Raw genomic sequence first — 22870 nt, forward strand, 5'->3', positions numbered from 1 at the left:
CGTCTATTCCGCACATTCGAACGTCGAGAGTTGTCCATATCGGGATCGCCGTAGAGAACACAGTAGCTGTGAGCGCCTATTAACGTGGATTTCCAACAGACGACAGCTCATCGTTCGAATTCCATCATGTCGAATGAAACCAATCATATTCCTACAATTACAGTAATAAGCGTGTAACGAATGGCGTAAGCGTTCTAATACGCGGAAGAGCTATCGATAACGTATCATAGGTGGGTGTCACACGAACCATTATCTATTTATTCCATCCGATAAAGTGTGCTATTGATGGACACAGGACCGAACATCCTCCTTGTGATGGCTGACCAGCATCGAGGCGACGCTGTGGGTGCTGATCCTCACTGCCCAACAGACACGCATGGATACCCCTTCGTTCACACACCGCAACTGAACAACCTAGTTGAACGTGGTGCGCTCTTCTCACGTGCGTACGTTCCAGCACCGATCTGCGTCCCCGCCCGTCAATCGCTTTGGTCTGGACAGACGCCCGCAACGATTGGATCGACGAATTGGTACGGTCATCCGTGGGAGTTCGAACACACGCTCGCAGGAGAGTTGACTGACGCGGGGTACCAGACACATCTGGTCGGCAAGACGCACTCTCAACCGCGGGGAAACCACGTCGGGTTCGAACGGATGGGCCCGACGCACGTCGGTGCCTCACTCCGTGACGACGACTATGCCGAATGGCTCCACAACAAGAGCGGTGGACAGTACGACAAACACACTGGTGGGCTTGAATCTAATACATGGACCGCAAGACCGTCACACGTTCCAGAGCACGAGCACCCGACAACGTGGACGACGTCTCAGGCACTGAACTTTCTTGAGAATCGCGACGAAGACCGTCCGTTCTTTCTGACTGTCTCGTATCAGCGCCCGCACCCACCGTTCGACCCTCCGTCAGCATTTTGGGAGATGTACATTGACCGAGACCTCCCCGAACCAGTGGTTGGAGAGTGGGTAGAGGAAATGTTTGGTGATGAGATACCCACATATCCGCCAACGGATGCGTGGATAGCCGATCTGTCCCCGCACGAAATCGATCGTGCACGCGCCGCATACTACGGTCTCATCACACAGATCGACTTTCAACTCACACGCTTGTTCGAATCGATGTGGCGCGAACACGGTGTCCTCGACGACACCCTCATACTATACACGTCGGATCACGGAGAGATGCTCGGTGACCACCACCTTTGGCGGAAAGGATTCCCATTCGAGGGATCGACCCGAGTCCCGCTGTTGCTGCAGTTCCCAACCAGCATGGACTACCCGACAGAACAGATTATCGACAGACCGGTTGGTCTCGAAGATGTAATGCCGACCATCTTAGCGGCTGCCGGTATCGACATTCCCGAGACGGTCGAAGGCCGAAGTGTGCTGTCGCTCATCGAAGATCCAACCGCTGATTGGCGCCCCTACTACCACGGGGAACTCGGGCCTTCTTGGACGCCGAAGGACGCGACACAGTATCTCATCGATGAACAGTACAAATATGCGTGGAACCCCTACAACGGTGACGAGTTCCTCTTTGATATCGGATCTGACCGACAAGAGAGATGTAACCTCGCTGAATCCTCAGACCATACCGAGATAGTGAGCACGTATCGGTCGAAGATGGCACGTCATCTTGCGCATCGTCCAGAGGGGTTCAGTGACGGAGAGTCACTTCACCAAGTGGGACTCGATGCATGGGAGGGTATGGAAACACCGTAGTTGAACGCCTAAGCGGGTCGTTCAACCAAATACTACTATCGCCGCCAGTACTGTATATTGAGTGCAATCTCATCCGATGCTCGACGAGCGAGGTCAGGTATTTCTTTTGTGAATCTGTCCCCTTCGAGTCTCGTCGCTGGGCCTGCGATGTCGATAGCACCGATGACCTCATCAGAATGCTTATCGATGACTGGCGCAGCGACGCCGCGAACACCAGCTAATCGTTCCTGATCGTCGAATGCGATTCCCTCTGTACGAATGTTTTGAAGCTCTGTCAGCAGTGTCTCGCGATCCGTGATTGTGTTGTTCGTCAGCGGTCTGATTCCTTCGTTGAGGACGGCTTCGATTTCTTCCTCGCTCATATGGGCAAGCAAAGCCTTGCCTCCGGACGTGCAGTAGAGATGCATCGAAAGACCGAGGTGAGCGTCGGTCGTTACCGACCGATCACTCTCGGCGATGTAACATTTTACCGCACGACCTTGCTCGGCGACGACGAGTGAGACACGTTCTTCGATCTGCCTAGCGACCTCATCGACAGTCGAACGACCGATGTGAAACAGTGGGTTGCGCCCACGGTTGTACGACGCAAGGTCGAACAGGTGGAGACTGATGTGGAATTCGCCGTTTTCCTGTATGACGTATCCCTCCTGACGAAACGTCGAGAGATGGCGGTGGATCGTCGACTTCGCAAAGTCAAGTTTCTCGTCGAGTTCGACGAGCGTTGCACCTTCACACTCCCGTATCGCCTCGAGAATCGTCACACCCGTCTCAAGAGCCGACACGGGATTTGCTGCGATATGGCTTGTCATACACCCTATATAAATCCCATCCGTAATAATCATTCCGCCATTTCGAACGCCAACGAGACATCTCGTCCTACGACGAGAAGGGGGTCTACAAAATGATGATTTCCGAGGATCAGCGAGAGATGCTACACCACGCGGTGTCGAACTCGTAGAGTACTGCGTATTTCACTGTCTCTTTCGTGCCGGCTGAGAAAGCTCAGTGACTAGTCCGAAGGAGAGCTCAGTATCTCGGGACAGTCGAAGAGCGGAGACGTCTCAAATCGGCTCTCGAGTAGTGCGAAACAGAACCCGTTAGCGGCTGCTTCGTGAATGGCCTTTGGTCGGCTGTCGATGCCGAGGAACGATTCAGCGACATTGCGCCATCGTTGCGTTTGTGGTAAATCGATTTCAGACAGATCGACGAGACAGTGGCCGAGTTCGTGTGCAAGTGTCGCTTCGATGAGTTGGCACACTGGAACGTCGTTTGCAGTGGCGACATCCCGAATCTGTTCACGATAGAGGGTGATTGTCCCGTCACGATACGTGCCGAGGAGAACCAATGAATCCAGTCCATTCCAGTCGTCTTCGATCACGTCGATGTCACTCACGGTTGCGAGAACGTCCGGATTGGACGTTCCGTGTTCATCGGACACCGTAGTCGCGCAAGTTCGACCGCAGACCCAGGCCCGACGCTCGTGAGACGAATTGAATCCGGCTTGCGTCGCGCCCGATGCTCTCATGGGCGTTCGCCGATGATGAGCAGCTCTTGATCAGACTGTACGTTCTTGAGTTCGATGTCGACGAGCGATTGAATCTGGTCACGTCCCGACATTCCGCTCACGTCGAGTATCTGATTGCCGTGACAGATGTAGATATTGGGCAGCCGAGTCGTCGAGCCACTGTAGACAGATTCCTTGTCCAAGACGCGCTCAAGTGAGCGCTCTAACGACGCTTTCTTCGTCGAATACACCGACGCATCCTGAAGCTTGAGTTTGACGACGCCGGTGTCGTCAACCACCGAGAGGAGCGTTTTCTCTTTGGTGAGTAAGCCGAAAAACCTTGAACGCTCCTCGGAGGCCTGATATACGAACAATCCACCAGTCGTGGCGGCTTCTTCAACTGAATCATCGGGGACGTCGAGACTTGTTGCAGCGACAGTTCGACGATCGCTCTCTTCTACGTCTGCTTGTCCCATTTCACGAGTCTGCAGTTCAGTCGATCCTTCTGCCTCGACTCGAAGCAGATTCTCCGAGTCGTCGTACTCGATTGTCGTCTCGATGGTATCCTGGTTGGCACCCATACCAACAACGGAGTCGATTGCTTCCTCGCGGATGCGTTCTATCTGCTCCTCGGACGGGTTCATCACGTTCCGTTCAACGACATCGCGAACCATGGCGAGTCCGACTCCGACGGTACTCGCAATCTCGTGGTTCTCTGCGAGTCGTGTCCTGTACTCAGTCGCCTCCCCAAGGTAGGGGATGAGTGCTCCGCACCCACCACCGCCTCCCACCACCTCAAGCAGGGCAGGATCGAGATCGTACTCTTCGATTACGTCTTCGATGACTGGTACGACTTTCGCGATACTCACGTCAAGGATTTCACGAGCAGCCGTCTCGACATCCACACCAAGTTCGTCTGCGAGGGGTTCGAACGCTTTGTTAGCGGCCTTCGGATTCCCTGCGGCGTAGTCGTCTTCGTCGATCAATCCCAAGAGATTCGACGCTCCGCTTGGAGTAAGCGCATACATCTTGCCGGTCGCGGTTTTGATTCCGACGTACTCTGGGTCGCCCTCCTTCGGCGTTATCCAGACCAGTTCTGGGTCTACTATGTCTTCAGGGTCGGCAAATGCAGCGTACGGGAGATCGGCGATGTGTGCGCTCCGTGGCCCTGACTGAACCACCTCTCCGTCCTCGACGCGAATCATCGAACCCCCTGCCACACCCTCGGTTCGGATGTCGAGTGTCCTCAGGAACGTGGAGTGACCGCCTATTTCGGCCGATTTCCACTTCGGTTGCCCTTTCTCGATAACACTGATGTCGCTGCTTGTCCCCCCGACGTCGATAAAGATGCCATCGGTCACATTCTCGTACATGAGCGCACCCGCAACACCCGCTGCAGGTCCAGAGAGTATCGTCTGAATCGGGCGACTGCGCATCTCGTCGATACCCATCACCCCACCGTCCGAGCGCATGATCATCGGAGGCGTGTCGATACCGAAGTTCTCGATACTCTCTCCAGTTGCCGTCGATGTCTCGACCATACGTGGAAGGATGCTCGCGTTGACAACTGCGGTTCGTGTTCGGATTTTGAGACCGTATCGCTTCGAAACGACGTTCGATCCGATGGCGGGGATCCCGGACTCTTGGGATATGGTCTGGGCCTGCTCTTCGATCCTCGGGTCGTCGACACTGAAGGCCTGGCTCGCTACTACTGCCCCAACATCGGTTTCTTCGAACGAACCGAGCAAGTCTCGGATCTCTCGTTCGTCAACACCGTTCTTTATATTACAGAATCTGTGTTCGGTCGTGATTGCTTGCCCATCGTCGAGGTCGATGTCGCCGACGTTTGTTTCAGTACGGGCGCGACGCCCTTGAATGCCTTTCCCAAGGCCGAGTATCCCGACTTTTGCGACGTCTCCTTCAAGGAGTGCGTTCGTCGCCTGCGTTGTGCCGTGTGCGATAAAGACGACATCGTCCGGAGACACTGAGAGCGACTCTAAGAGGCTCGACGTCGCTTCGACGATACCAGCAGCAACGCCGATGTCAGCGTCGTGTGTGGTGGGAACTTTGACCTGCTCAAGGACGTCAAACGTCTCGCTATCTATCGCGACTGCGTCGGTGAACGTTCCGCCAACGTCAATACCGACTCTGATCGAGGCCATTACTATCACCTTGGAAAGAAAATATAAATAATTATCGTTCAAGAAATCGCTATTCACACGAGCAGTGCACCCGCATCGCACGGGCAACTACACCAGCAGTTGGAGACCGACGAACAGGATCGACTGATGAAACGGCTCGATACGACCACGAAGTCACATACCGAAGAGGTAAACAGACATTCCGACACCTGCCGCAGCGATCACCCAAATGTATGGGAGGATGTGCTTCGTGATGTCGTTGACATTTACTTCCAGTTCCTCGGCGGACCAAGCGTTGTGCGTGTTCGTCGGATCACCAGGCGCTTGTACTCGAAGTGCGCTAATCGCCGTCGTGGTGATGAGTTGCGGGTTGATACCGATTGCAGCCATCACACCGATGATTCCACTTCCGAGACCCCAAATATTCAGTGGCCCACGGTACAATGCCAGCGGTGCCAGTAGCGAGAACATTCCTGCGTATAGAATCATGTTCTCGGGAACGATTTGCATGAGCAACGGCTCCATCGTCGACGAGATGGGATCCGCAAACACGGCTTTGAGCAGCCATCCGATAACCACCATCAGTGCAATTGCAGGGGCGACCTGCTTGATACCGTCGTGGAAGCTTTGCGTGATGAGTCGCAACGTATCGCCGAAGTTCTTTATCCCCTTCAATCCGGGCTGGCTGAAGACAGCAGCGTACACGATGCCGACGATAAATGCTGCATAGACGTTCATCACGTCACCGATGACGAGTGCAACTGGAATCAGTGGTGCGGCAAGTGCGTATTTCGGGGTCGATGAGGAGAAGTCATCCTGGTTGGATTGTGCGAGCGTCATGTTGAGCGCCGGTTTGCGAACCTGCATGAACACATAGATGATGCCCACTACGAAGGCGATGCCTGCGACGGGAAGTGCCCAGACGATGACGCTGTCCAGTGAGATGCCAGTGACTTCTTGATAGAACACCCAGTTGCTCGGGTTGAGCATCACACCGTTTCCGTACGCGAGAAGCGTGATTGCGCCGGCGATTTTCTTCGGGAAGCCGACGCTGATGAGAATGGGGAAAATAATCGTGCCCATCAAGATGAACGCGCCGAGACCACTGATACTGGTTGAAGCGATAACGACCGCGGTGTACAGGGCGACGGCCATAACGAATGGACTGTCACCCCCAAGCTCTGCTGCGGATTTAACAATATCCTCAAGTATTCCCTGTTTCTCGGCCAGAACACCCAGTGTCCCTCCAAACGCGGCTGCGACCATCGCGGACGCGAGCCTCGTCGAGCCACCCTGGATGACATCTGTTAGTATCGTTTGCGGTGTTAGTCCGCCAGCTATACTTATTGCAATCGCCATTCCCCCGAGTGCGACGAATGTCGGCACCACCTCTAACATCATCAGTCCACCGAAGATGATGAATGCGGCTATAATACCTAACGCGGCAATCTCTACCATGATTTTGAAACCTGACCACAAGTTACTGACAGGGGTATAAATAAGTTTCTTAAGAATGATCATGTTCACAGGTACTGTTTCGTTTTTTCTCAAGAAGTGATGTCACCTTCTCCCCGTGAAAAAATTTAAATCATGGTTGTTCGTAGAGTCAGTAACGCTGGTCTAAGAGTGCATAGCACACTGCCCAGCACGTAGCCACGAATAAATGACTCGTACACACTCAGCCGTCGTTCTCGGCGGCACACCCGGCGGAATCGCATCTGCAATCAGGGCTGCTCGTGAAGGCCACGACACGTTGTTGCTCACGTACAATCAGCATCTCGGTGGAATGATGACTGGAGGGTTGAGTTACACTGATACAATGATGAAAAAGCCGCGAGCACCGCTGTTTGCGGAGTTTCGTGCCGAGGTGAGGGAGCATTATCGCTCCGAGTTTGGGGTCGAATCTTCCGATTACGATGCCTGCGAAGATGGATACATCTCCGAACCGCACGTCGCCGAAACCATCTTCGAGGCACTCATTGAGGGAGAGTCGAACCTCGAAGTCCGGCGAGGATACTACCCGACTCACGTCGAACGGAACGGAAGGACTATCAAATCGCTCACTGTCTCCTCATTCGACGACGACGAAACGCTGACCGTCGAGGCACCCGTCTTTATCGAGGCCACCTATGAAGGCGACCTGCTCGCAACCGCTGGCGTATCGTATCGTCTCGGGAGAGAGAGCCGGTCGGAGTACAACGAGCAGTTCGCCGGGGAGCTGTACACTCGTACCCGTGGTGACCGGTACTATCCACAGGAGGCTATCGGCGAAGGTGTCGACTCTACGGCTTCCGATAAGAGACGTGGTCCCCTCGATACACCCACAGAGCAACAACAGGGCAAACTCGATCTCATTCCTCATCCTGCGGGAATTTCGGAACTGTATCCGAAAAGTACGGGAGTCGGTGATAATCGAATACAAGCATACAGCTATCGCCTCTGTCTGACCAACAACCCATCGAAGCGGGTCATGCCGAGTCAGCCCGAGGTGTACGATCCCGATGATTTTCAAGACTCACTGGAAGAAGTCAAACGAGTAGGTCTTCGGGCGTTTCTCAGGCTCCGCCACCTTCCGAATGACAAAGCAGACATGAATACCGCAGACCTGCCTGGAGAGAATTACGAATACCCAGAGGGTGACTGGGAGACTCGAGACGAGATTGCCGCCCGCCATCGGTCGCACGTCCTTGGACTCCTCTACTTCCTCCAGCACGACGATGCGGTCCCAGACGACATCCAAGCAGAAGCCAACGAGTGGGGACTCGCCGCAGATGAATTCGTTGATAACAATTACTTCCCGTTCCAACTGTACATTCGAGAGGCACGGCGACTAGATGGCAGATACACCTTCACCGAAAACGACGCCAGATACGCACCCAACCTTGACCGCCCGCCGATCCATCACGACAGTATCGCGGTGGCCGAGTATCCACTGGACTCGCACGCGTGCAAACCCGAACGGCAAGCCGGTAGTCACCCAGAAGGTCACTTTTTCGCCTCACAGGTAACGCGACCCGCCCATGTGCCGTATCGAACCGTTCTTCCAAAAGAGGTTGATAACTTACTCGTCACAGTACCCTTGTCTGCCTCTCACGTGGGCTACGGCTCTCTCAGACTCGAACCGACGTGGCTCCACATCGGCGAGTCGGTAGGCTTTGCGGCGGCAATCGCACTGAACACCGGAACGGCGCCAGCCGAGATCTCCGTCAACCAACTCCAGCAAACGCTGGCCGGAAATGAGGTCATGTTGTCGTTCTTCAACGACCACGACGTGACCGACGAGGAAGCATGGGCACCTGCCCTCCAGTACCTCGGGACGCGTGGATTCTTCGAGTCGTTCGATGCTAAACCCACTGAACCGCTAACAAAAAATATCGCAGCGGAGTGGGCGAGGACTACCGTGGCGCTGCTGGTTGACGAACTCGATGACCCAACTCGGCGGGCGAGGGCGCTGGCCGACCTCTCTGACTCGGCTCCGGTGACCAGCGGGGAATTCGCAAACCAGCTGGAGTCAATGGTTGACTACGCTTGTACATCCGCTGACGTCCAGCGGGTCAGAGCAGAGTTTGAATTCGATCAAGATACTCCACTCCTCCGCGGTGAGGCGTGCAGATTCATATATCGGCTGTTGTCCGGTTCTTAGACACCTTCTTTTTATCAACAGTTGGTGCTCACCGCGAGCGGCGGTGCTGTCTCGTATCAGGGAGCATTCAACGGTGCGAAAGAGGATTCGATAATGCGGAATGTCATCAGTCGAAGATAGCCAATGACCGACTGTTGGCAGCAAGAGCGTTGGAAATGAATGATGTGATAGCACTCGGTATGGGGGATCCACAGCCTCTTTCCCCACATATTTATTCACCAACATTTTATATGTTCACCATATATTCCGTATTATCGAATGAGAATGTGGATGCGAATGACCTGTCCAAAGATCATGGCTGTGAGTAGAGCTTTACAAAAGTACTATTGTAATTTCTGTCTACGCCTGGATTTGAATTCCCTGCTTTTACTCTGTCTCGGCAGTATCTATTTGAGCATTTACTAACCAAACAATGCATTTTATAGCACGATAAATCAGTCCGATCTATCTGATCCGAAGTTAATGGCTGTTGTTCTTTGCAGAAATCGTTTTAGATATGCCTATTCGTACTCTCATGTCCGAGTAAGTGAGCATATATCATAGTACCATAGGTGAAATTCCTGATTTCACATTTCTCCGAGACTAATTTCGTGATGCGGGATTTGCTAAGTCGAGCAGTTGCTGCGTAATCGGTTGTGTGTTATTGGTTCGCTTCGGAAAGGTAGGAATCCAATCCACAGTGATCGAACTGCCTCATCCTTGAACTGTAAGGCTAATTTGACAATCATAATCTTTGATCCGCTTCTTTCATTGTGAGGTCTCTCGTGAGTAAGGTACAGACAGGGGGAGTAGAGAGAGGAATCGATCAGCGGGCTCCCCTGCGTTCGAAAGACAGTTTTTGCTCTCTGATCAAAATTGACGTGACTGGCCGGTGTGACTCTGCTTTCACCACAACGGTTTCGGTGTGGCCGCAACTCGAGATGTAAATCGACTTGAATCTGGTATCGCTCGACTAAATCAGATCATTGGAGTATTGGTTCGACTTAGTGATTATCAAGGAGACCTCGTTTAGATGGATTCAAGAAGATCCCACATCCAATTTCTAACATCTACTTACTTGAACGCCACAGCCCTTGCTCACTGTTGAGCTACAGAAAACCAGAATATCGTGGAAATATTCGCCTCATTGCTCGTCCTGATTCTTTTCCATCCTCACGATTTTATCTAAATGAAATATGATGCCGTAAGCCCGAAAACGAAGAATAGATCCTGTATCCAATCCAATTTCTAATCGAGGGTGCTATATCTTGTAGGTCACTAACCTGTAGCATCTGCATCAAAAATTTGATTTAACCAAAAAGGTATTAAACGCCATTATTTAAACATCCCAACGGTAGATCAGACAATACGAACATATTTTATTGGATTATCAGTCAAACTGTTGTAGTGATATAGAACAAATATGGACATTCTGACGGCATATTCACCCCTCAGCATTGGTTTCAACGTTAACAGTCTCGTTGTCTCCTCGGGTGTCTCTGGCACGATGGTGACTACGACCGTTGGTGCCGCGAGTTTGAGACAATATCGGGACGCAACAAGCTCAGAAACGACAATACAAGCTCTGTTTCTGGGCAAAGTCGGTGGCCACAGCGGGTTGGATGAAGAGTAGACGATGCTACGGAGCGGCTGATCAATGTCTGATAGAATCACCTGATCAGGCCGATATCACGATCCTCCGGCAAAACGTCTCATTGTGGCGATTCTCCGTATGGTTGAGATCGTGACCGCTGCGTGGTGTCTTGGAACCACTCACAACGTCATTGTATCAAGAGCGTGATGTCGGAGTAGGTTGTACCGCTGTTCGATAAAAACTCACTCGTCGGCGTTATCAGGAACAGGTTCAGCCACGACAACGTTGCCCTTACTCGTCACCGTCACGCGCATGCCGCGATAACGAAAACGCACTTGCCCGATACAGGCATGGCTGGTCTCCTCGACTGGCCGCCCGAAGAACAGGTCTTCGAGTGCCGAGACAGGGACAGCGTCAATCAGTGGCGGTGCGGTAATCGTCGTGACGTCAACATCCTCGGCAGCGGCGACGGTTTCGATAATCGTCTCCACGAGTTCAGTGTTACCGTTCCACTCAAATGAGCGCTCTGCGACGGGCTGCCACTCGCTTGTCTTATTACCATCTGCGAGCGGGCGAGTACTGTCGGATTCGTCAGCACGAATATCTCTCATCACGCTCACCGAGAGACGTTTCCGTGACCGATTGGGAGATTGGCAATGATCGTAGCGCTATCGACATCGTGGTCGTTCGCGACTGCGTGCTCGATGGCTGCTGCACTTCGGTCGGCCACCGCGTCCTCTCGGGCGACCCAGTCGCACACTAAACATTGGCTGCTTACCAACCTATTCACGACTAAAGGGTGGGCAGGAACTGCAAAAAATATGTTGTGAGGATTAGAGTGAACGATTGAGCGAGCGAGCACGATTAATCGTCATTCTGACTTTTGAACAGTGTCACTGGCTGCATGACACAGCATCTCGCTGAGCGTGCGAGCGTTACCCTCACCGATCTAGAGAAGTACAACGTAACTTTTGGCTTCGTCTGGCTCATCCCGAGCTCTTAGAACAGTTTGATGTCGACCGACTGGGCCGCTCGCTCAACTGACATTGGTGCACCTCTGGCATCGGGCTTCCGGCAGTCCCACTGTCGTCTGGTCGCAGACCACTCGGTTCCAACCCTACATCTCGTAGTGTGTGAAGAGATAACGATAATCATTCATTCGAATGTGTATGGGAATCGGCTACTTGCTCTCTTTGTGGGGATCTGAATAAAACGGACCATCCCCCACACTTTCTTTTGACAGGACTGAATGAGGCGGCTCGTGAGGATCGGTGTGACGCCGTTGTGTCCGAGTCTGAGCACCTTTACGACAGGAGTGCGAGGATGTTCGTGACAACCAGTGAATTGTCATCTGCAATTAATTGTCGCCTGGATCGTCGTTCGCCGTCACATCGTGTTGTTGGCAGGAGGATAACAATCGAGATGATCATATCTGCTTGCATCTTGAGTGAGTATCTCGCGAATGTGGGTGAATGATGCCATCGAGCAACTCCAACGCGACGGATAGGTCGATATTCAGCGGTCGAAACCCCAGCAGTTTCGGACTGTCTCGACCACCGAGACGATCGCGCTGTTGCGTCAGCGCTTCGATACGCGCTTGACCCACCTACAGACCAGTCTCGACGCCTTAGAGCCGATCGATCCCGAGGCTCACATCCCCTCGATGAGCGTCTGGACGACGACCGGGGACAAGACGATCACCCGCGCATGCTCGACTTTCTCAATCAAGCAGACGAAGCAATCATTCTGATGATAAACAGCGAACTCGTCATCATCGACATTGCAGTGCCGGCAGACCAGTTCGCACTCGGGCAGTTGCTCGATGAGTATCCCGAGATCGTCATCGAACTCGAATGGCTCGTTTCGCTTCGTGAGGGGATCATTCCCCGCATCTGGGTGGACGACGCGACGGCCGAGGAGATCGAAGCCACGATAAAAGAGGATACCTTCTGTAGCGGTTCATGACTGGATCGACGATCGTCTGGTGGCCATCGAGATTGAATAAGCGTCTCATCGCCACTGTTTACTTCAAAGGACCAGTTCGAGTCACCGTGTAAGCGAGTACAGTGCCTGCTGAGACGTTATTACTGGATGTTCAGACGTCTAGTGATCCCTATCAGTGCAGTATCGAGCAAGTGTCGTCAAGCGACGTCGTTGGGGTGAGTCAGGTAGCGTCGATAGGACAGCTATTGCTTCAAAAGCAAGGCTGTGCATTTGCTGGCGAGCATATGTGAAACTTCCAGATTCTTCAAAGATGGTCTGGACAGTTCTGACATCTTCGTCGGTCGTATCCCGAGCTGGCTTGTCAAGGATATCATAGACCTGTGCATCATCAGCGTGTATGGCTAAGAGGGTACGCTTGCCTGCTCGTACATCTCCACCAATTGCTGAGCGGCCCTTTCCAGCTTCGAAATCGAGTAGATCATCACGAATCTGAAACGCAGGCCACAACGCTCCATAACCATCGATGCTCAAGTCAATCGCTGTCAGCGTTTGTGGTAGCTTTAGACAACAATCGAACAGTGCTCCTGTTTTCTTTCGAACCATCTCCATATATTCGCTCTCAGAGACTCCCCGTCGATCGGTCAACGCGAAATCAAGTTGCTGACCAACAGTCATCGTCCGAACCGACTCGGCAGCGATTGATCTTGCTCCGTCAGGGAACAGTGTAAGTGCGTGGGAAAGGAGCATATCGCCAATATTCACTGCTGCATCTGTTCCGTATTCGACCCAGAACGCGGGGGCGTTCCGACGTAGTTGATCCCCGTCGACGAGATCATCATGAACGAGCGAGAAGGTATGGAGCAACTCGACTCCTGCTGCACAATCGAGCAAGCGACGGTCATCGCATTCACACAGCTTCCCAACGAGCATGACTAATCCGGGTCGAAGACGTTTGCCGCCCGACTGTATCTGATACCACAGTTGTTCGTAATGGCGCTGACTCTGGAGTGAACGCTCGATATGGTCATCGACCGCTGGTTGGACCTCCTGGGTGAGCCACGTGTTGAAGTCAGAGTGATCAGTTGAAGGAGTAGACATGGATGACTAAGCTGAGGGTGAATACCGTGACGATTCATTGATCCATTTTAGCTGGCCCTGTGTCCATCGCTTAATCGCTGTTTGGTGGTTTGTGAGTGTGTTGTCTTCGCCGGAGCTAGCCGTAAGCCGCTCACCAAGTGCTTCAAGTCGATGCATTTCAGCGTCGATAAGCTCACGAACTTCGGTGATAGCTGCCTGAAGCGAACAACGTTGATCGTGTCGTACCACCACAACGAAGTTGTTCACCTCTTTGTGTTCTAATTCTCTCTGAAGTGAGTAGACATCGTTAGTCCATCCGACGACATTGGCTGCTGCCTCATGGAAGGCCATGACAGGACCGTTCTGATAGTCTGCATGAGACAGGTACACATCGTTAGCAAGTTCAACTAAATCGAACGAAGGAAACATGCCACCAGTGAGCCGCCGTTTTTGAATATAGGTAGAACGATCGGGAATTTGATTGGTGGCACGGTTATGTGCTTCCCACTGGTGTGCAGCAAGAGAATCGTGATGATGGTGGGCGAAGCGCTCTTGCCACACCGATGGTGCTCGGGCTATTACTCGGTTCCAAATATCTGCGAATGCTCGTACCATCGGCTCGTCATGGGATTGTTGTTGGTCTTGTTCGAATACTTCGAGTAGCGGCTGCTGGAAATGATCCATATTCGAAGGATCTGCTCCTCGTTCAGTTGTATCGAAGTAGTCATCGAGATGAAATGCTAGACTATACCAATCACTGCAGACGCAGAGTGCATCCTGTGAAGCGTGTGGATGAGAGAGACAGGCAAGACGTGGCAGGTCGGCAAGTCCTGATGACGGATCAGCTATCTCCGGTATTCCCGCTTGTTGTGCCCAATCGCGGGTGTGCGACGTAACCGCCTCAAGATGCGGACTCATAGCGTTTGGAAACGAAGATGTTATCTCAGGAATATCGACACTAGCCATAGCTGCCGGCGGGGGCTGCTGTTCGCTGAGCGATTGTAAATCTGTAAGAATTGTGTTGAGTTGAGTTTTGATCATCGTCTCGATAGTCGATGGTGACACAACGCCAGCTCCATCTGCTTCGATCCCGACCTCTGCAACGACAGCTTCGATAGATTGTGGCGGCAACGTTGAAGTGATTGTTACGGTGACTAGTGTGCTGCCGTCGCGAGGTTGGAGGCTCCACTCGGCCGACCCTTGGATCGTTCCACTGAAGACAATAGTTAGTGCCGTTGGCTTTTCCGTTTCCGTCACCTGAAACTGGACATCAAACGAAACAGGTGGCTCGCTCTCTGCCCCCCCTGTGCAGGTAACCCGTGTCCCCTCCCCTGTTGTTACGACAGTTGTCTCAGGGTAGGTATCTAGTAGAGCATTCAGCTCTGTGAGAAGGGTGAAGATGTCGGCCGGAGAAGCGTCGATTGAGATTTCTTGACTGATTGTTGTTGTATCGATCTCTGGTGTCATGGGTGCTCTTTATAGATTATTCGATGATTTTGTTCATTAACTCAGTTTAATCTTTAAACATATAGAATTGGTATTTTTAAATCACATAATTATCTATCTATTTTTTGTATATTTTAATCTTTACTAGATCAGAATTTAATGTATTATATTGATTAATTATTATATATTGTAAAAGGATATAATAGTATGTATTGCGGTTGAAACGGTTGAGTACCGACAACATGGGTTGGTGATAGCTATTAATTTTCAGATCTCTCTACCTAGTGATATCCATCGAGTATCTCACAAAGGACTGAAGTAGGAACAATGCAGCAATTTCGTGCTTGTTTATAGCAGAATAGATGGACATTCACACTCTGACCAATTCACTCATAAGTTGATGATTTTAGTATGTGAATACACTATCACTCATAGAATGGAACAAATCGTCATATGATGGTGCGAGATCATTAAGTGCAATACTATCATTGCCAAATAGTATGTCGACAACAGTGTCGGAGACAAGTGAATTCGGTATTGCACCAGAATTATCCGCGTTCCAACAGCAAATTCTCACAGTTCTCGCGGAGAAGCCCCGCTATGGGCTGGCGATCAAGCGCGAACTAGACGCCTACTACGACGAGGACATTAATCACGGGCGGCTCTACCAGAATCTTAGTACTCTCGTTGAGTTGGGCCTCGTCGAAAAGAGCGCACGCGATCAACGGACGAACGAGTATACGCTAACCAAGGCGGGCCACGATACGATTGCCACCCAACTGTCGTGGGTCTTCTCACGGTTTGTCACCGACGAGGATCGCGCGACGGAACTCGAAACCCTCGTCGATGATGCTCGCTGAGTAGACACAACGGCACCCATTCCCCATCAGACCCCAGCACGTCCGGAGTCGTGCTGTGCTTCTATTCGTTCAATTCGGTGAGAGTGGCTTTTATAGTAGGACTTTCATCATGTTGCCGTGCGCCACAACATAACCAGTCTCAGCTGTACAAGCAATCTAGCTGCGACACTGAGTTAGAATGTGCATGTTTGAGATAATGACCAACGTGAGCACAGTTAGAGAGGAGACACTCCGGACCGCGGGCATCGGTTGCTGTGCAACGTTGGATGGGAAACCCCCACGGACCAAGTGTACCTTTTGACACGCAACGGTTGGATGGTAGACACCCTCGATGTGAGCGTATCTGTTGAGCGACGGTCGGAGGGGTGTGTTCCATGGATGTGACAACCCGACAAGCTCACTCGTGACGAGATAGCCTTCTTCGTCAGTGTGTTCCACGAATGTGATGACCCGACCATCGCCAAATAAATGCAGAGTGGTTGAGATGATAGCTCTTGTGACAAACCCTTCCAATCCTCGTGTCTCTACCACTGTCGTACGGCTGTTACTAGCCGGACACCGACCCGTGATTACAGTATTAGCTCATTTCACGATGCATGAGGAGAAATGCAAGAACAAATTGCGGGCTGAAAGTCCTGTACAGAGAGGTGTAACCTCGCTCCGTGAGGACCCACCCATCAACTGATCAAAACAACGATTCGACACGAGCGGCGAGTGAAGAATATACCACCACCATATCCAATGTAAACAACTCGTGTCGCACCTGTGGAATGGAGGCCGACGTGCTGGTTGAGGCAAACAAAAAGAGCTACGGTACTCCGCCACCGTAATACCGAATCATAAACATAACTTGACGCGATTTTACCGTATTGTCCCTCTCCGTTCCTCAACAAGTGGTCTTGGGATGCAATCGCAACCCGCACCCTTTTGCAGTTTCCCGCCCTTCATTTCAGTGATGGAATATGGTCATCTCGTTGCAGTATATGACCGTCTCGATGAGACAGCTTCTACGATTGAGAAGACCGAGATCATAGCGGATACACTCAAAAACGCTGGCGAATTACTACCGGTACTCGTCCTACTCGTCCGCGGCCGCCTATTCACCACGTGGGAGAACGACGACCTCGGCGTCTCGTCATCTCTGACGGTTCAAGCTATCGCGAACTCGACTGGGATAGACGACGAGCAGATTGAATCGTGGTGGCGCGAGACAGGCGATCTTGGGGATGTTGCTGCGAAGGCCGTCGAGACTCGTTCCCAAACCATCCTCCTCTCGGATACTCTCGACATCCGCAGAGTCTACGATACCCTTCGGGGACTCACTAAATACGAGGGAGTCGGGAGTCAGGACCGACGCGTCGACGATATCACTGAATTGCTTGCGGATGCTGACCCGAACGAGGCCCGGTATTTAGTTCGGACCATTGTTGGTGCGATGCGATTGGGTGTCGGTGAAGGAACAATTCGTGACGCTATCGCGACGGCATTTTTGGATGGTTCCACGGAGGCAGTCGAAGCGGTCGAGCGAGCCTACGAAGTCACGAACGACTTTCGCACAGTCAGCAAGACCGCCCGCAATCAGGGACGTGACGGACTCGACGATCTCAAAGTGGAGTTGTTTCGCCCGGTAAAAGCCATGCTCGCACAGAAGGCTGAAAACGTTGCCGACGCACTCGACGCAACAGAACGACCCCTTGTTGAGTACAAATACGATGGAATGCGAACGAAGATCCACGTTCGGGGTGATGACGTTCGCGTGTTCACCCGGCGGCTCGAAGATGTTACGACCCAATTTCCAGATATCGTCGCCGCCACGAACAAAGAACTCTCTCCCGGAGACTCGATCGTCGAGGCCGAGGTGGTGGCGTACGATCCTGAAACGAGCAGGCCGATCCCTTTTCAGGAATTCTCCAAACGTATCAAACGAAAAAACGACATCGAGAAGTTGGCCACGAAGTTCCCTGTGACCGTTCACGTCTTCGACCTTCTCTATCACAATGGCGAGTCGCTCGTTAATAGGCCACTGTCCGAACGAATCGATCGTCTCGAACAGCTTATCAACTCCGATGGAGAGACGATCCGGCGGGCGGAACATCTCCAGTCGGCGTCGGTGGACGAAGTGGAGTCGTTCTACGGCGAAGCACTGAAATCCGGTCAGGAGGGCCTGATCGTGAAAAACATGAACGCACGCTACCAGCCCGGATCACGCGTTGGCTACATGCTGAAAGTAAAGCCGACGATGGAGCCGCTTGATCTCGTCATTGTACGTGCGAAATGGAGCGAAGGTCGAAAAAGCGACTGGCTAGGGCGCTTGCGACTCGCTTGTTGGGATGACGAGCGTGAGAAACTGCGAGAGGTTGGGCGGATGTTCTCGGGACTAACCGACGACGAACTCCGCGAACTCACGGCAAAGCTCGAACCTCTGATTCAGTCGGTCGATGGCCGAACCGCGAAGCTTCGGCCGGAGATCGTCATCGAGGTTGAGTACGAAGAAATCCAGCAATCGACGACGTACGGATCGGGGTACGCACTTCGATTCCCGCGATTCAGTGGGTTCCGCGACGATCTCGGACCTAAAGATGCTGATCGGTTCGAGCGTATCGAACGCCTCTACGAAGAACAGCAGATACGATGACCTACACTATGATCGGCACGGTGTCATCGAACGGACGACGGGAGGCCCTTCGATGGTAGGAAGAGGTTCGGTCAGCCTCCGCGATGGAGTACAGATCGACCTCGCGACTGGCGAGACAGTTGTTGCAGATGCCACTGAACCGGCAGGCGACATCGTTGCCCTGAGTCACGCCCACGGCGATCACCTCTATGCGAAAGCACCCACCGAAGTGATCTGTTCAGACCTCACCGCCCGCCTCGCTACTGCTCGACGAGAGGATGAGGGGGTTCTTTCACGCATGATCCATCCAGCAGTCGACCAGGTATCAGCGGGTCACATCCCCGGGTCACGGGCCACTATCATAAAAGACTGCGATGAAACTACTTACCTCTATACTGGCGACTTTTCGACACGGGACCGATTTACTCTCGATGGGTTCGATGCCGAATCCGTCGCCGCTGAGTATGATATCGACGTACTCATCACAGAGACAACGTACGGAAAGCCAAAATACGTCTTCGAGGAGCAAGAAACACTTGAACGCAGAATTGTCGACTGGCTGAACGATACGCACGACACGCCTGTCATCCTCTTCGGATACACCATTGGACGTGCCCAAGAGCTCGAACTGCTTGTTGCTCGTTCCGAGCGTGAGCGATTATTCGTGACGGAAGCCATCGATCGGCTGAACAACATCATCGCAGAGGTCCACGACGTGGCGTTTAACGCCGAGCTCTATGGCCGCGAGACAACGATAGAAACGGGCGACGTACTGGTCCTTCCGGCACAGACGAACAAGCTCTCATTTGTCGATCAAATCGTCAAAAACACTGGGGCGGTAAAGGCTGGCTTTTCAGGCTGGGCCATCGAAGACTCTTTCAAGTACCGCGGTGGATACGACGAAACATTCGTACTGTCCGATCACAGTGACTTCTCGGAACTCGTGACGACCGTCGAAGTAGTGAATCCAAATCTGGTGTACACTCAGCATGGTTTTGCCGACGAGTTCGCTACGTATCTTGACGCTGAATTAGATATCGACGCGCGTTCGCTTAAGAAAAATCAGACATCACTCGATGAGTTTTGATGTGTACAGGACAGTTCGACGACACGGTCGGTGATTAGTTGGTGGACAATGCCTAATGCAGCGTGAATCAGCTGTTCAGGAGAGATGTAAGTGTATTTCTCCTCGTTTTCATGCGACTAAAATTCGCTCACGCTCTCGTTGAGGAACTCATTTGAACCTCCCGTTTTGTACAACACGCTTGTGGCGTATCGTGATAGAGAACACTAACTAGACAGCACTTAGAGTGACCCACGAGTGATGATTCAGAAGTCGTTCGAAATCCGCCGTGATCGGGTAGTTAATGAGAGCCGCTTTCGCAGGGAGACACTGACCTCATCATCATGTCCAAGCAGCGACACTAGATCTGTAGATCATCGACAGTTGTCGGTTCTTTCGCGGGGAGTATTGCTCGCTACCGTATACCGTTCAGCCAGTCAAACTCGTCGAGAGACTACGCCGACAGCGGTCTAGCAACGCCAGAGCAAGCTTACTACAGCGTTAAAAATTAGCTTACCAGCACTGTTTTGAACGCCTCAAACGAGTGCAGCACAAACTCATCAGCGAGATACTGAAAACGCGTTCTGCGCGCTAAAACCACTGGAAAACGAGATTACGTAGACGTTACCTCTCTCTATCACTCGACGCACGACATTTACCCACATAATGACGAGAGTCTCTTAAGTGTGTAGATAGTACATTCACACGTGAATTGCACAGTGAAAAGCTTCTGCTTAGAGTGTAACTGGGCGGTCAGGGACGATCTGGTTGCTAATCGAAGAGAGCCGATGATTGAGCACGCAGTCTCGACCGGCCACGATATCGATAGCGTTTGCATCTCATCGATGTAGACACACCAGACAAAACATACGCCAACCAACAATGAGTGATATTTCCACTGACAAGCACACCAGTAATCGCCAGCTCACAATCGATGCCGAGACGGTAGAGTGGCGCTCTGTTGTGAACCGCACATATGAACATAATGGGAGAGGTGATCTCTCGACAGAGATTACTGCGGCCATCGCCGACGCCGAAGGAGCCGAAATTGCGTCCGTCATGTCGCCACCGCTGTTCGAAGTCATTGATATCTTCGCCCTTGAGGAGTTATTCTCCGGACATCCGTGTAGTAATCGTAGTCGTGCCTGCACCGGACAGGTGCAGTTTCGCTATCGCGGTTTCCGCGTGACGGTATCGAGCGACGGTCGGATTGACGTCGCTAAACCCGTTGGTGACAGCTTCCCCGAGTGAGTTCCCTTGCCTCGTTCCGAAGGAACTTGATGGCATAGCTCACACCTTGGAGAAATTGATGACGATTGTATGGGGCTAGCGGTGACGATATTTGAGGACGACAGGCCTGTCTATCGATGTTGCTCATACTTCAATTTCCAAATTGCAATGTAGTTATACACCATATTGATTATTTTTCATAGATAGTCACTCGATTTGACCAATATACAATGAAATTGGTCTATGATCTAAATGTATATCAATCGCGCTTTTCGATCTGTGCTTCGAGAAGCTCAACATTTCGAATGTTTGCTTTCCAGACGGCATCAAACGCTGTGCCGAGCACTGGAATCGAACCCGAGACGATGTCAACAGCGATATTGAGCACCATCAGAGCCAGAGTTCTGGGAGGCACCCCATATCGTGCTGCTTCAAATACGATATAGAGCGAGAGGAGTGCTGCAGCGATATCCCCTGAAATAGGAAGAACACCTAAAACGGGATCGACTCCTATCCGGACGTTCGTCCCGGGAACGCGCATTGACTCGTCGAGAATGTGTGCGACCGTTCGGGTACGCTGAAGCACGGCCCGTTGTGCCGACGAGCTATCCGTCGGATAATCAATACCCTCCATACCTCTATCGTTTAGTTGGGACTCATATATTCTCTGACCCTGCTACTACCAGCACGTCGAAATTGGTGATGATTGTATGCGCGCAAGTATCATTCTCCTCGGCTCAATCCTCGTGGCATGGGTTGGATGTTTGCTAGTCTACGACGTGACCGATTCTCTCGTGTGAAACATCCCGTTCTCGCGGTCGAACACGTATGTCGAGGGCTACATCACACAGCTGTTATGCACAAAAAGGACCATCAGCGAATCAATAACTGTATAAAAGTAGATCATCAGACAGTTTGAGCTTGCTTCTCTGCTTTGAGTAGCTCTTTGTATCGATTTCGGATAGTAACTTCACTGATGTCCGTGGCATCGCTGACCTCGCTCTGAGTAACTTTCTCATTGGTGAGGCGTGGAGCGGCATAGACCGCAGCGGCAGCGAGGCCGACGGGGCTTTTTCCGCTCGTGACGTTATCGTGCTTGGCTGTTTCGAGCAGCTCACGGGCGCGGTGTTCGGCCTCGTCCGAGATGTCGAGTTCCGAGGCGAAGCGGCCGACGTAGCTGACTGGATCGGCTGGTTTCATTTCGAGATGCAGCTCTCGGACGATATACCGATAGGTTCGATTGAATTCCATCGCGCCGATCCGTGAAACGGCGGCGACTTCGTCGAGACTACGCGGCGTATCAGTCTGGCGCGCAGCGGCATAGAGGGCAGCTGTCGCAACACCCTCGATGCTCCGACCGGGCAAGAGATCCTCAGCGAGTGCCCGCCGGTAGATAACACTCGCAGTCTCGCGGACGGTTTTCGGTAACCCGAGCGCGCTGGCCATGCGCTCGATCTCACCGAGTGCTTGTTTCAGGTTGCGTTCTTTGGAGTCGCGGGTGCGAAAGCGTTCATCCCACTTTCGAAGACGCTGCATCTGCTGGCGCTTGCGCGAACTCAAGGCATTACCGTAAGCATCCCTGTCTTGCCAACCGATGTTCGATGACAGTCCCTTGTCGTGCATCATCGTGGTGGTTGGCGCACCGACGCGGCTTTTTTCCTCTTTCTCGCTTGGATTGAACGCTCGCCACTCTGGTCCCAAATCAATCTCGTCGTCCTCGACAACGAGACCACACTCGGAACATACAGTTTCCCCGTGCTCGTCATCGGTGATGAGGCGTCCCTCACACTCAGGACATATCTGCGTGCCGCGTTCCGATGCTGCGTTCTCTGTTGTTGCAGGTGACTCGTTCGGTGATGTTCTCTCTGCTGTGTCTACTGTGTCTGTTCGCTGTCGGTCAGGATCAGTTCTGATGCGTGTCATTGTCTTAGGAGGGGCGAAGCTCAACTCTTGAGTAGAAAGAATGTAGACAAAGTAGCTCTCCAACGTCAAGCTCCTCATCACTAGAAAGACCGAATACACGGGTAAACCTTCGGCC

Annotated in this window: 16 protein-coding genes; 7 read left to right on the forward strand and 9 right to left on the reverse strand. The window is 52.3% G+C overall.

Annotation, left to right across the window (positions count from 1 at the left end; all coding sequences use genetic code 11):
* The first annotated feature begins 285 nt into the window (after window positions 1–285).
* Window positions 286–1737 carry a sulfatase-like hydrolase/transferase gene (locus tag MW898_RS19650; RefSeq protein WP_248910009.1) on the forward strand — a complete coding sequence of 484 codons (1452 nt, stop codon included), beginning with the start codon at window positions 286–288 and terminating at the stop codon, window positions 1735–1737.
* 35 nt (window positions 1738–1772) lie between these two features.
* On the opposite strand, the gene MW898_RS19655 is transcribed toward MW898_RS19650, so the two are convergent.
* From MW898_RS19655 to MW898_RS19670, 4 genes are all read right to left on the reverse strand, one after another.
* On the reverse strand, window positions 1773–2546 hold the full coding sequence (locus MW898_RS19655) for an IclR family transcriptional regulator (RefSeq protein WP_248910010.1): 774 nt from the start codon (window positions 2544–2546) through the stop codon (window positions 1773–1775).
* 200 nt (window positions 2547–2746) lie between these two features.
* Window positions 2747–3262 carry a metallopeptidase family protein gene (locus MW898_RS19660; RefSeq protein WP_248910011.1) on the reverse strand — a complete coding sequence of 172 codons (516 nt, stop codon included), beginning with the start codon at window positions 3260–3262 and terminating at the stop codon, window positions 2747–2749.
* Window positions 3259–5403, reverse strand: a complete 2145-nt coding sequence (locus tag MW898_RS19665; protein ID WP_248910012.1) for a hydantoinase/oxoprolinase family protein — start codon at window positions 5401–5403, stop codon at window positions 3259–3261. The genes MW898_RS19660 and MW898_RS19665 overlap by 4 nt, the downstream gene beginning before the upstream one ends.
* A 153-nt stretch (window positions 5404–5556) precedes the next feature.
* Window positions 5557–6840, reverse strand: coding sequence for a transporter permease (locus tag MW898_RS19670; protein WP_248910013.1), 1284 nt, complete (start codon window positions 6838–6840; stop codon window positions 5557–5559).
* 205 nt (window positions 6841–7045) lie between these two features.
* Here MW898_RS19670 and MW898_RS19675 point away from each other — a divergent pair, with 205 nt between their 5' ends.
* Complete coding sequence (locus MW898_RS19675) at window positions 7046–9025, forward strand: FAD-dependent oxidoreductase (RefSeq protein WP_248910014.1); 1980 nt, start codon at window positions 7046–7048, stop codon at window positions 9023–9025.
* Between the two features lie 1815 nt (window positions 9026–10840).
* Here the strand turns inward: MW898_RS19675 and MW898_RS19680 are convergent.
* Window positions 10841–11209 (reverse strand): HalOD1 output domain-containing protein, encoded by a 369-nt coding sequence (locus MW898_RS19680; protein WP_248910015.1) that lies wholly within the window; start codon window positions 11207–11209, stop codon window positions 10841–10843.
* Window positions 11210–12305: 1096 nt separating this feature from the next.
* Here MW898_RS19680 and MW898_RS19685 point away from each other — a divergent pair.
* The gene (locus tag MW898_RS19685) at window positions 12306–12563 is read left to right on the forward strand and encodes a hypothetical protein (protein ID WP_248910016.1); all 258 of its coding nucleotides are present in this window, start codon (window positions 12306–12308) and stop codon (window positions 12561–12563) included.
* Window positions 12564–12701: 138 nt separating this feature from the next.
* On the opposite strand, the gene MW898_RS19690 is transcribed toward MW898_RS19685, so the two are convergent.
* Complete coding sequence (locus tag MW898_RS19690) at window positions 12702–13640, reverse strand: polyprenyl synthetase family protein (protein ID WP_248910017.1); 939 nt, start codon at window positions 13638–13640, stop codon at window positions 12702–12704.
* A gap of 6 nt (window positions 13641–13646) precedes the next feature.
* Entirely contained in the window at window positions 13647–15086 is a 1440-nt protein-coding gene (locus tag MW898_RS19695) for a terpene synthase family protein (protein WP_248910018.1), read from the reverse strand.
* A gap of 479 nt (window positions 15087–15565) precedes the next feature.
* Here MW898_RS19695 and MW898_RS19700 point away from each other — a divergent pair, with 479 nt between their 5' ends.
* From MW898_RS19700 to MW898_RS19715, 4 genes are all read left to right on the forward strand, one after another.
* The gene (locus MW898_RS19700) at window positions 15566–15925 is read left to right on the forward strand and encodes a PadR family transcriptional regulator (RefSeq protein WP_248910019.1); all 360 of its coding nucleotides are present in this window, start codon (window positions 15566–15568) and stop codon (window positions 15923–15925) included.
* A gap of 955 nt (window positions 15926–16880) precedes the next feature.
* Window positions 16881–18560 (forward strand): ATP-dependent DNA ligase, encoded by a 1680-nt coding sequence (locus MW898_RS19705; RefSeq protein WP_248910020.1) that lies wholly within the window; start codon window positions 16881–16883, stop codon window positions 18558–18560.
* A gap of 52 nt (window positions 18561–18612) precedes the next feature.
* A complete protein-coding gene (locus MW898_RS19710) occupies window positions 18613–19626 on the forward strand; it encodes an mRNA 3'-end processing factor (RefSeq protein ID WP_248910021.1) in 1014 nt (337 codons plus the stop codon).
* 858 nt (window positions 19627–20484) lie between these two features.
* Window positions 20485–20853, forward strand: a complete 369-nt coding sequence (locus tag MW898_RS19715) for a HalOD1 output domain-containing protein (RefSeq protein WP_248910022.1) — start codon at window positions 20485–20487, stop codon at window positions 20851–20853.
* A gap of 238 nt (window positions 20854–21091) precedes the next feature.
* Here the strand turns inward: MW898_RS19715 and MW898_RS19720 are convergent, their stop codons facing one another.
* Both MW898_RS19720 and MW898_RS19725 read right to left on the reverse strand, forming a co-directional pair.
* Window positions 21092–21466, reverse strand: a complete 375-nt coding sequence (locus MW898_RS19720) for a DUF4112 domain-containing protein (protein ID WP_248910023.1) — start codon at window positions 21464–21466, stop codon at window positions 21092–21094.
* Between the two features lie 272 nt (window positions 21467–21738).
* Window positions 21739–22755 (reverse strand): transcription initiation factor IIB, encoded by a 1017-nt coding sequence (locus MW898_RS19725; protein ID WP_248910024.1) that lies wholly within the window; start codon window positions 22753–22755, stop codon window positions 21739–21741.
* Between the last annotated feature and the right edge of the window lie 115 nt (window positions 22756–22870).

Origin of the sequence: Halocatena marina, assembly GCF_023276375.1 — an archaeon.
GTDB lineage: Archaea > Halobacteriota > Halobacteria > Halobacteriales > Haloarculaceae > Halocatena > Halocatena marina.

Bases quoted from the DNA above. Each gene is read 5' to 3' on its own strand.
- MW898_RS19650 (WP_248910009.1), top strand. From the start codon at position 286: ATGGACACAGGACCGAACATCCTCCTTGTGATGGCTGACCAGCATCGA.
- MW898_RS19655 (WP_248910010.1), bottom strand. From the start codon at position 2,546: ATGACAAGCCATATCGCAGCAAATCCCGTGTCGGCTCTTGAGACGGGT.
- MW898_RS19660 (WP_248910011.1), bottom strand. From the start codon at position 3,262: ATGAGAGCATCGGGCGCGACGCAAGCCGGATTCAATTCGTCTCACGAG.
- MW898_RS19665 (WP_248910012.1), bottom strand. From the start codon at position 5,403: ATGGCCTCGATCAGAGTCGGTATTGACGTTGGCGGAACGTTCACCGAC.
- MW898_RS19670 (WP_248910013.1), bottom strand. From the start codon at position 6,840: ATGGTAGAGATTGCCGCGTTAGGTATTATAGCCGCATTCATCATCTTC.
- MW898_RS19675 (WP_248910014.1), top strand. From the start codon at position 7,046: ATGACTCGTACACACTCAGCCGTCGTTCTCGGCGGCACACCCGGCGGA.
- MW898_RS19680 (WP_248910015.1), bottom strand. From the start codon at position 11,209: ATGAGAGATATTCGTGCTGACGAATCCGACAGTACTCGCCCGCTCGCA.
- MW898_RS19685 (WP_248910016.1), top strand. From the start codon at position 12,306: ATGCTCGACTTTCTCAATCAAGCAGACGAAGCAATCATTCTGATGATA.
- MW898_RS19690 (WP_248910017.1), bottom strand. From the start codon at position 13,640: ATGTCTACTCCTTCAACTGATCACTCTGACTTCAACACGTGGCTCACC.
- MW898_RS19695 (WP_248910018.1), bottom strand. From the start codon at position 15,086: ATGACACCAGAGATCGATACAACAACAATCAGTCAAGAAATCTCAATC.
- MW898_RS19700 (WP_248910019.1), top strand. From the start codon at position 15,566: ATGTCGACAACAGTGTCGGAGACAAGTGAATTCGGTATTGCACCAGAA.
- MW898_RS19705 (WP_248910020.1), top strand. From the start codon at position 16,881: ATGGAATATGGTCATCTCGTTGCAGTATATGACCGTCTCGATGAGACA.
- MW898_RS19710 (WP_248910021.1), top strand. From the start codon at position 18,613: ATGGTAGGAAGAGGTTCGGTCAGCCTCCGCGATGGAGTACAGATCGAC.
- MW898_RS19715 (WP_248910022.1), top strand. From the start codon at position 20,485: ATGAGTGATATTTCCACTGACAAGCACACCAGTAATCGCCAGCTCACA.
- MW898_RS19720 (WP_248910023.1), bottom strand. From the start codon at position 21,466: ATGGAGGGTATTGATTATCCGACGGATAGCTCGTCGGCACAACGGGCC.
- MW898_RS19725 (WP_248910024.1), bottom strand. From the start codon at position 22,755: ATGACACGCATCAGAACTGATCCTGACCGACAGCGAACAGACACAGTA.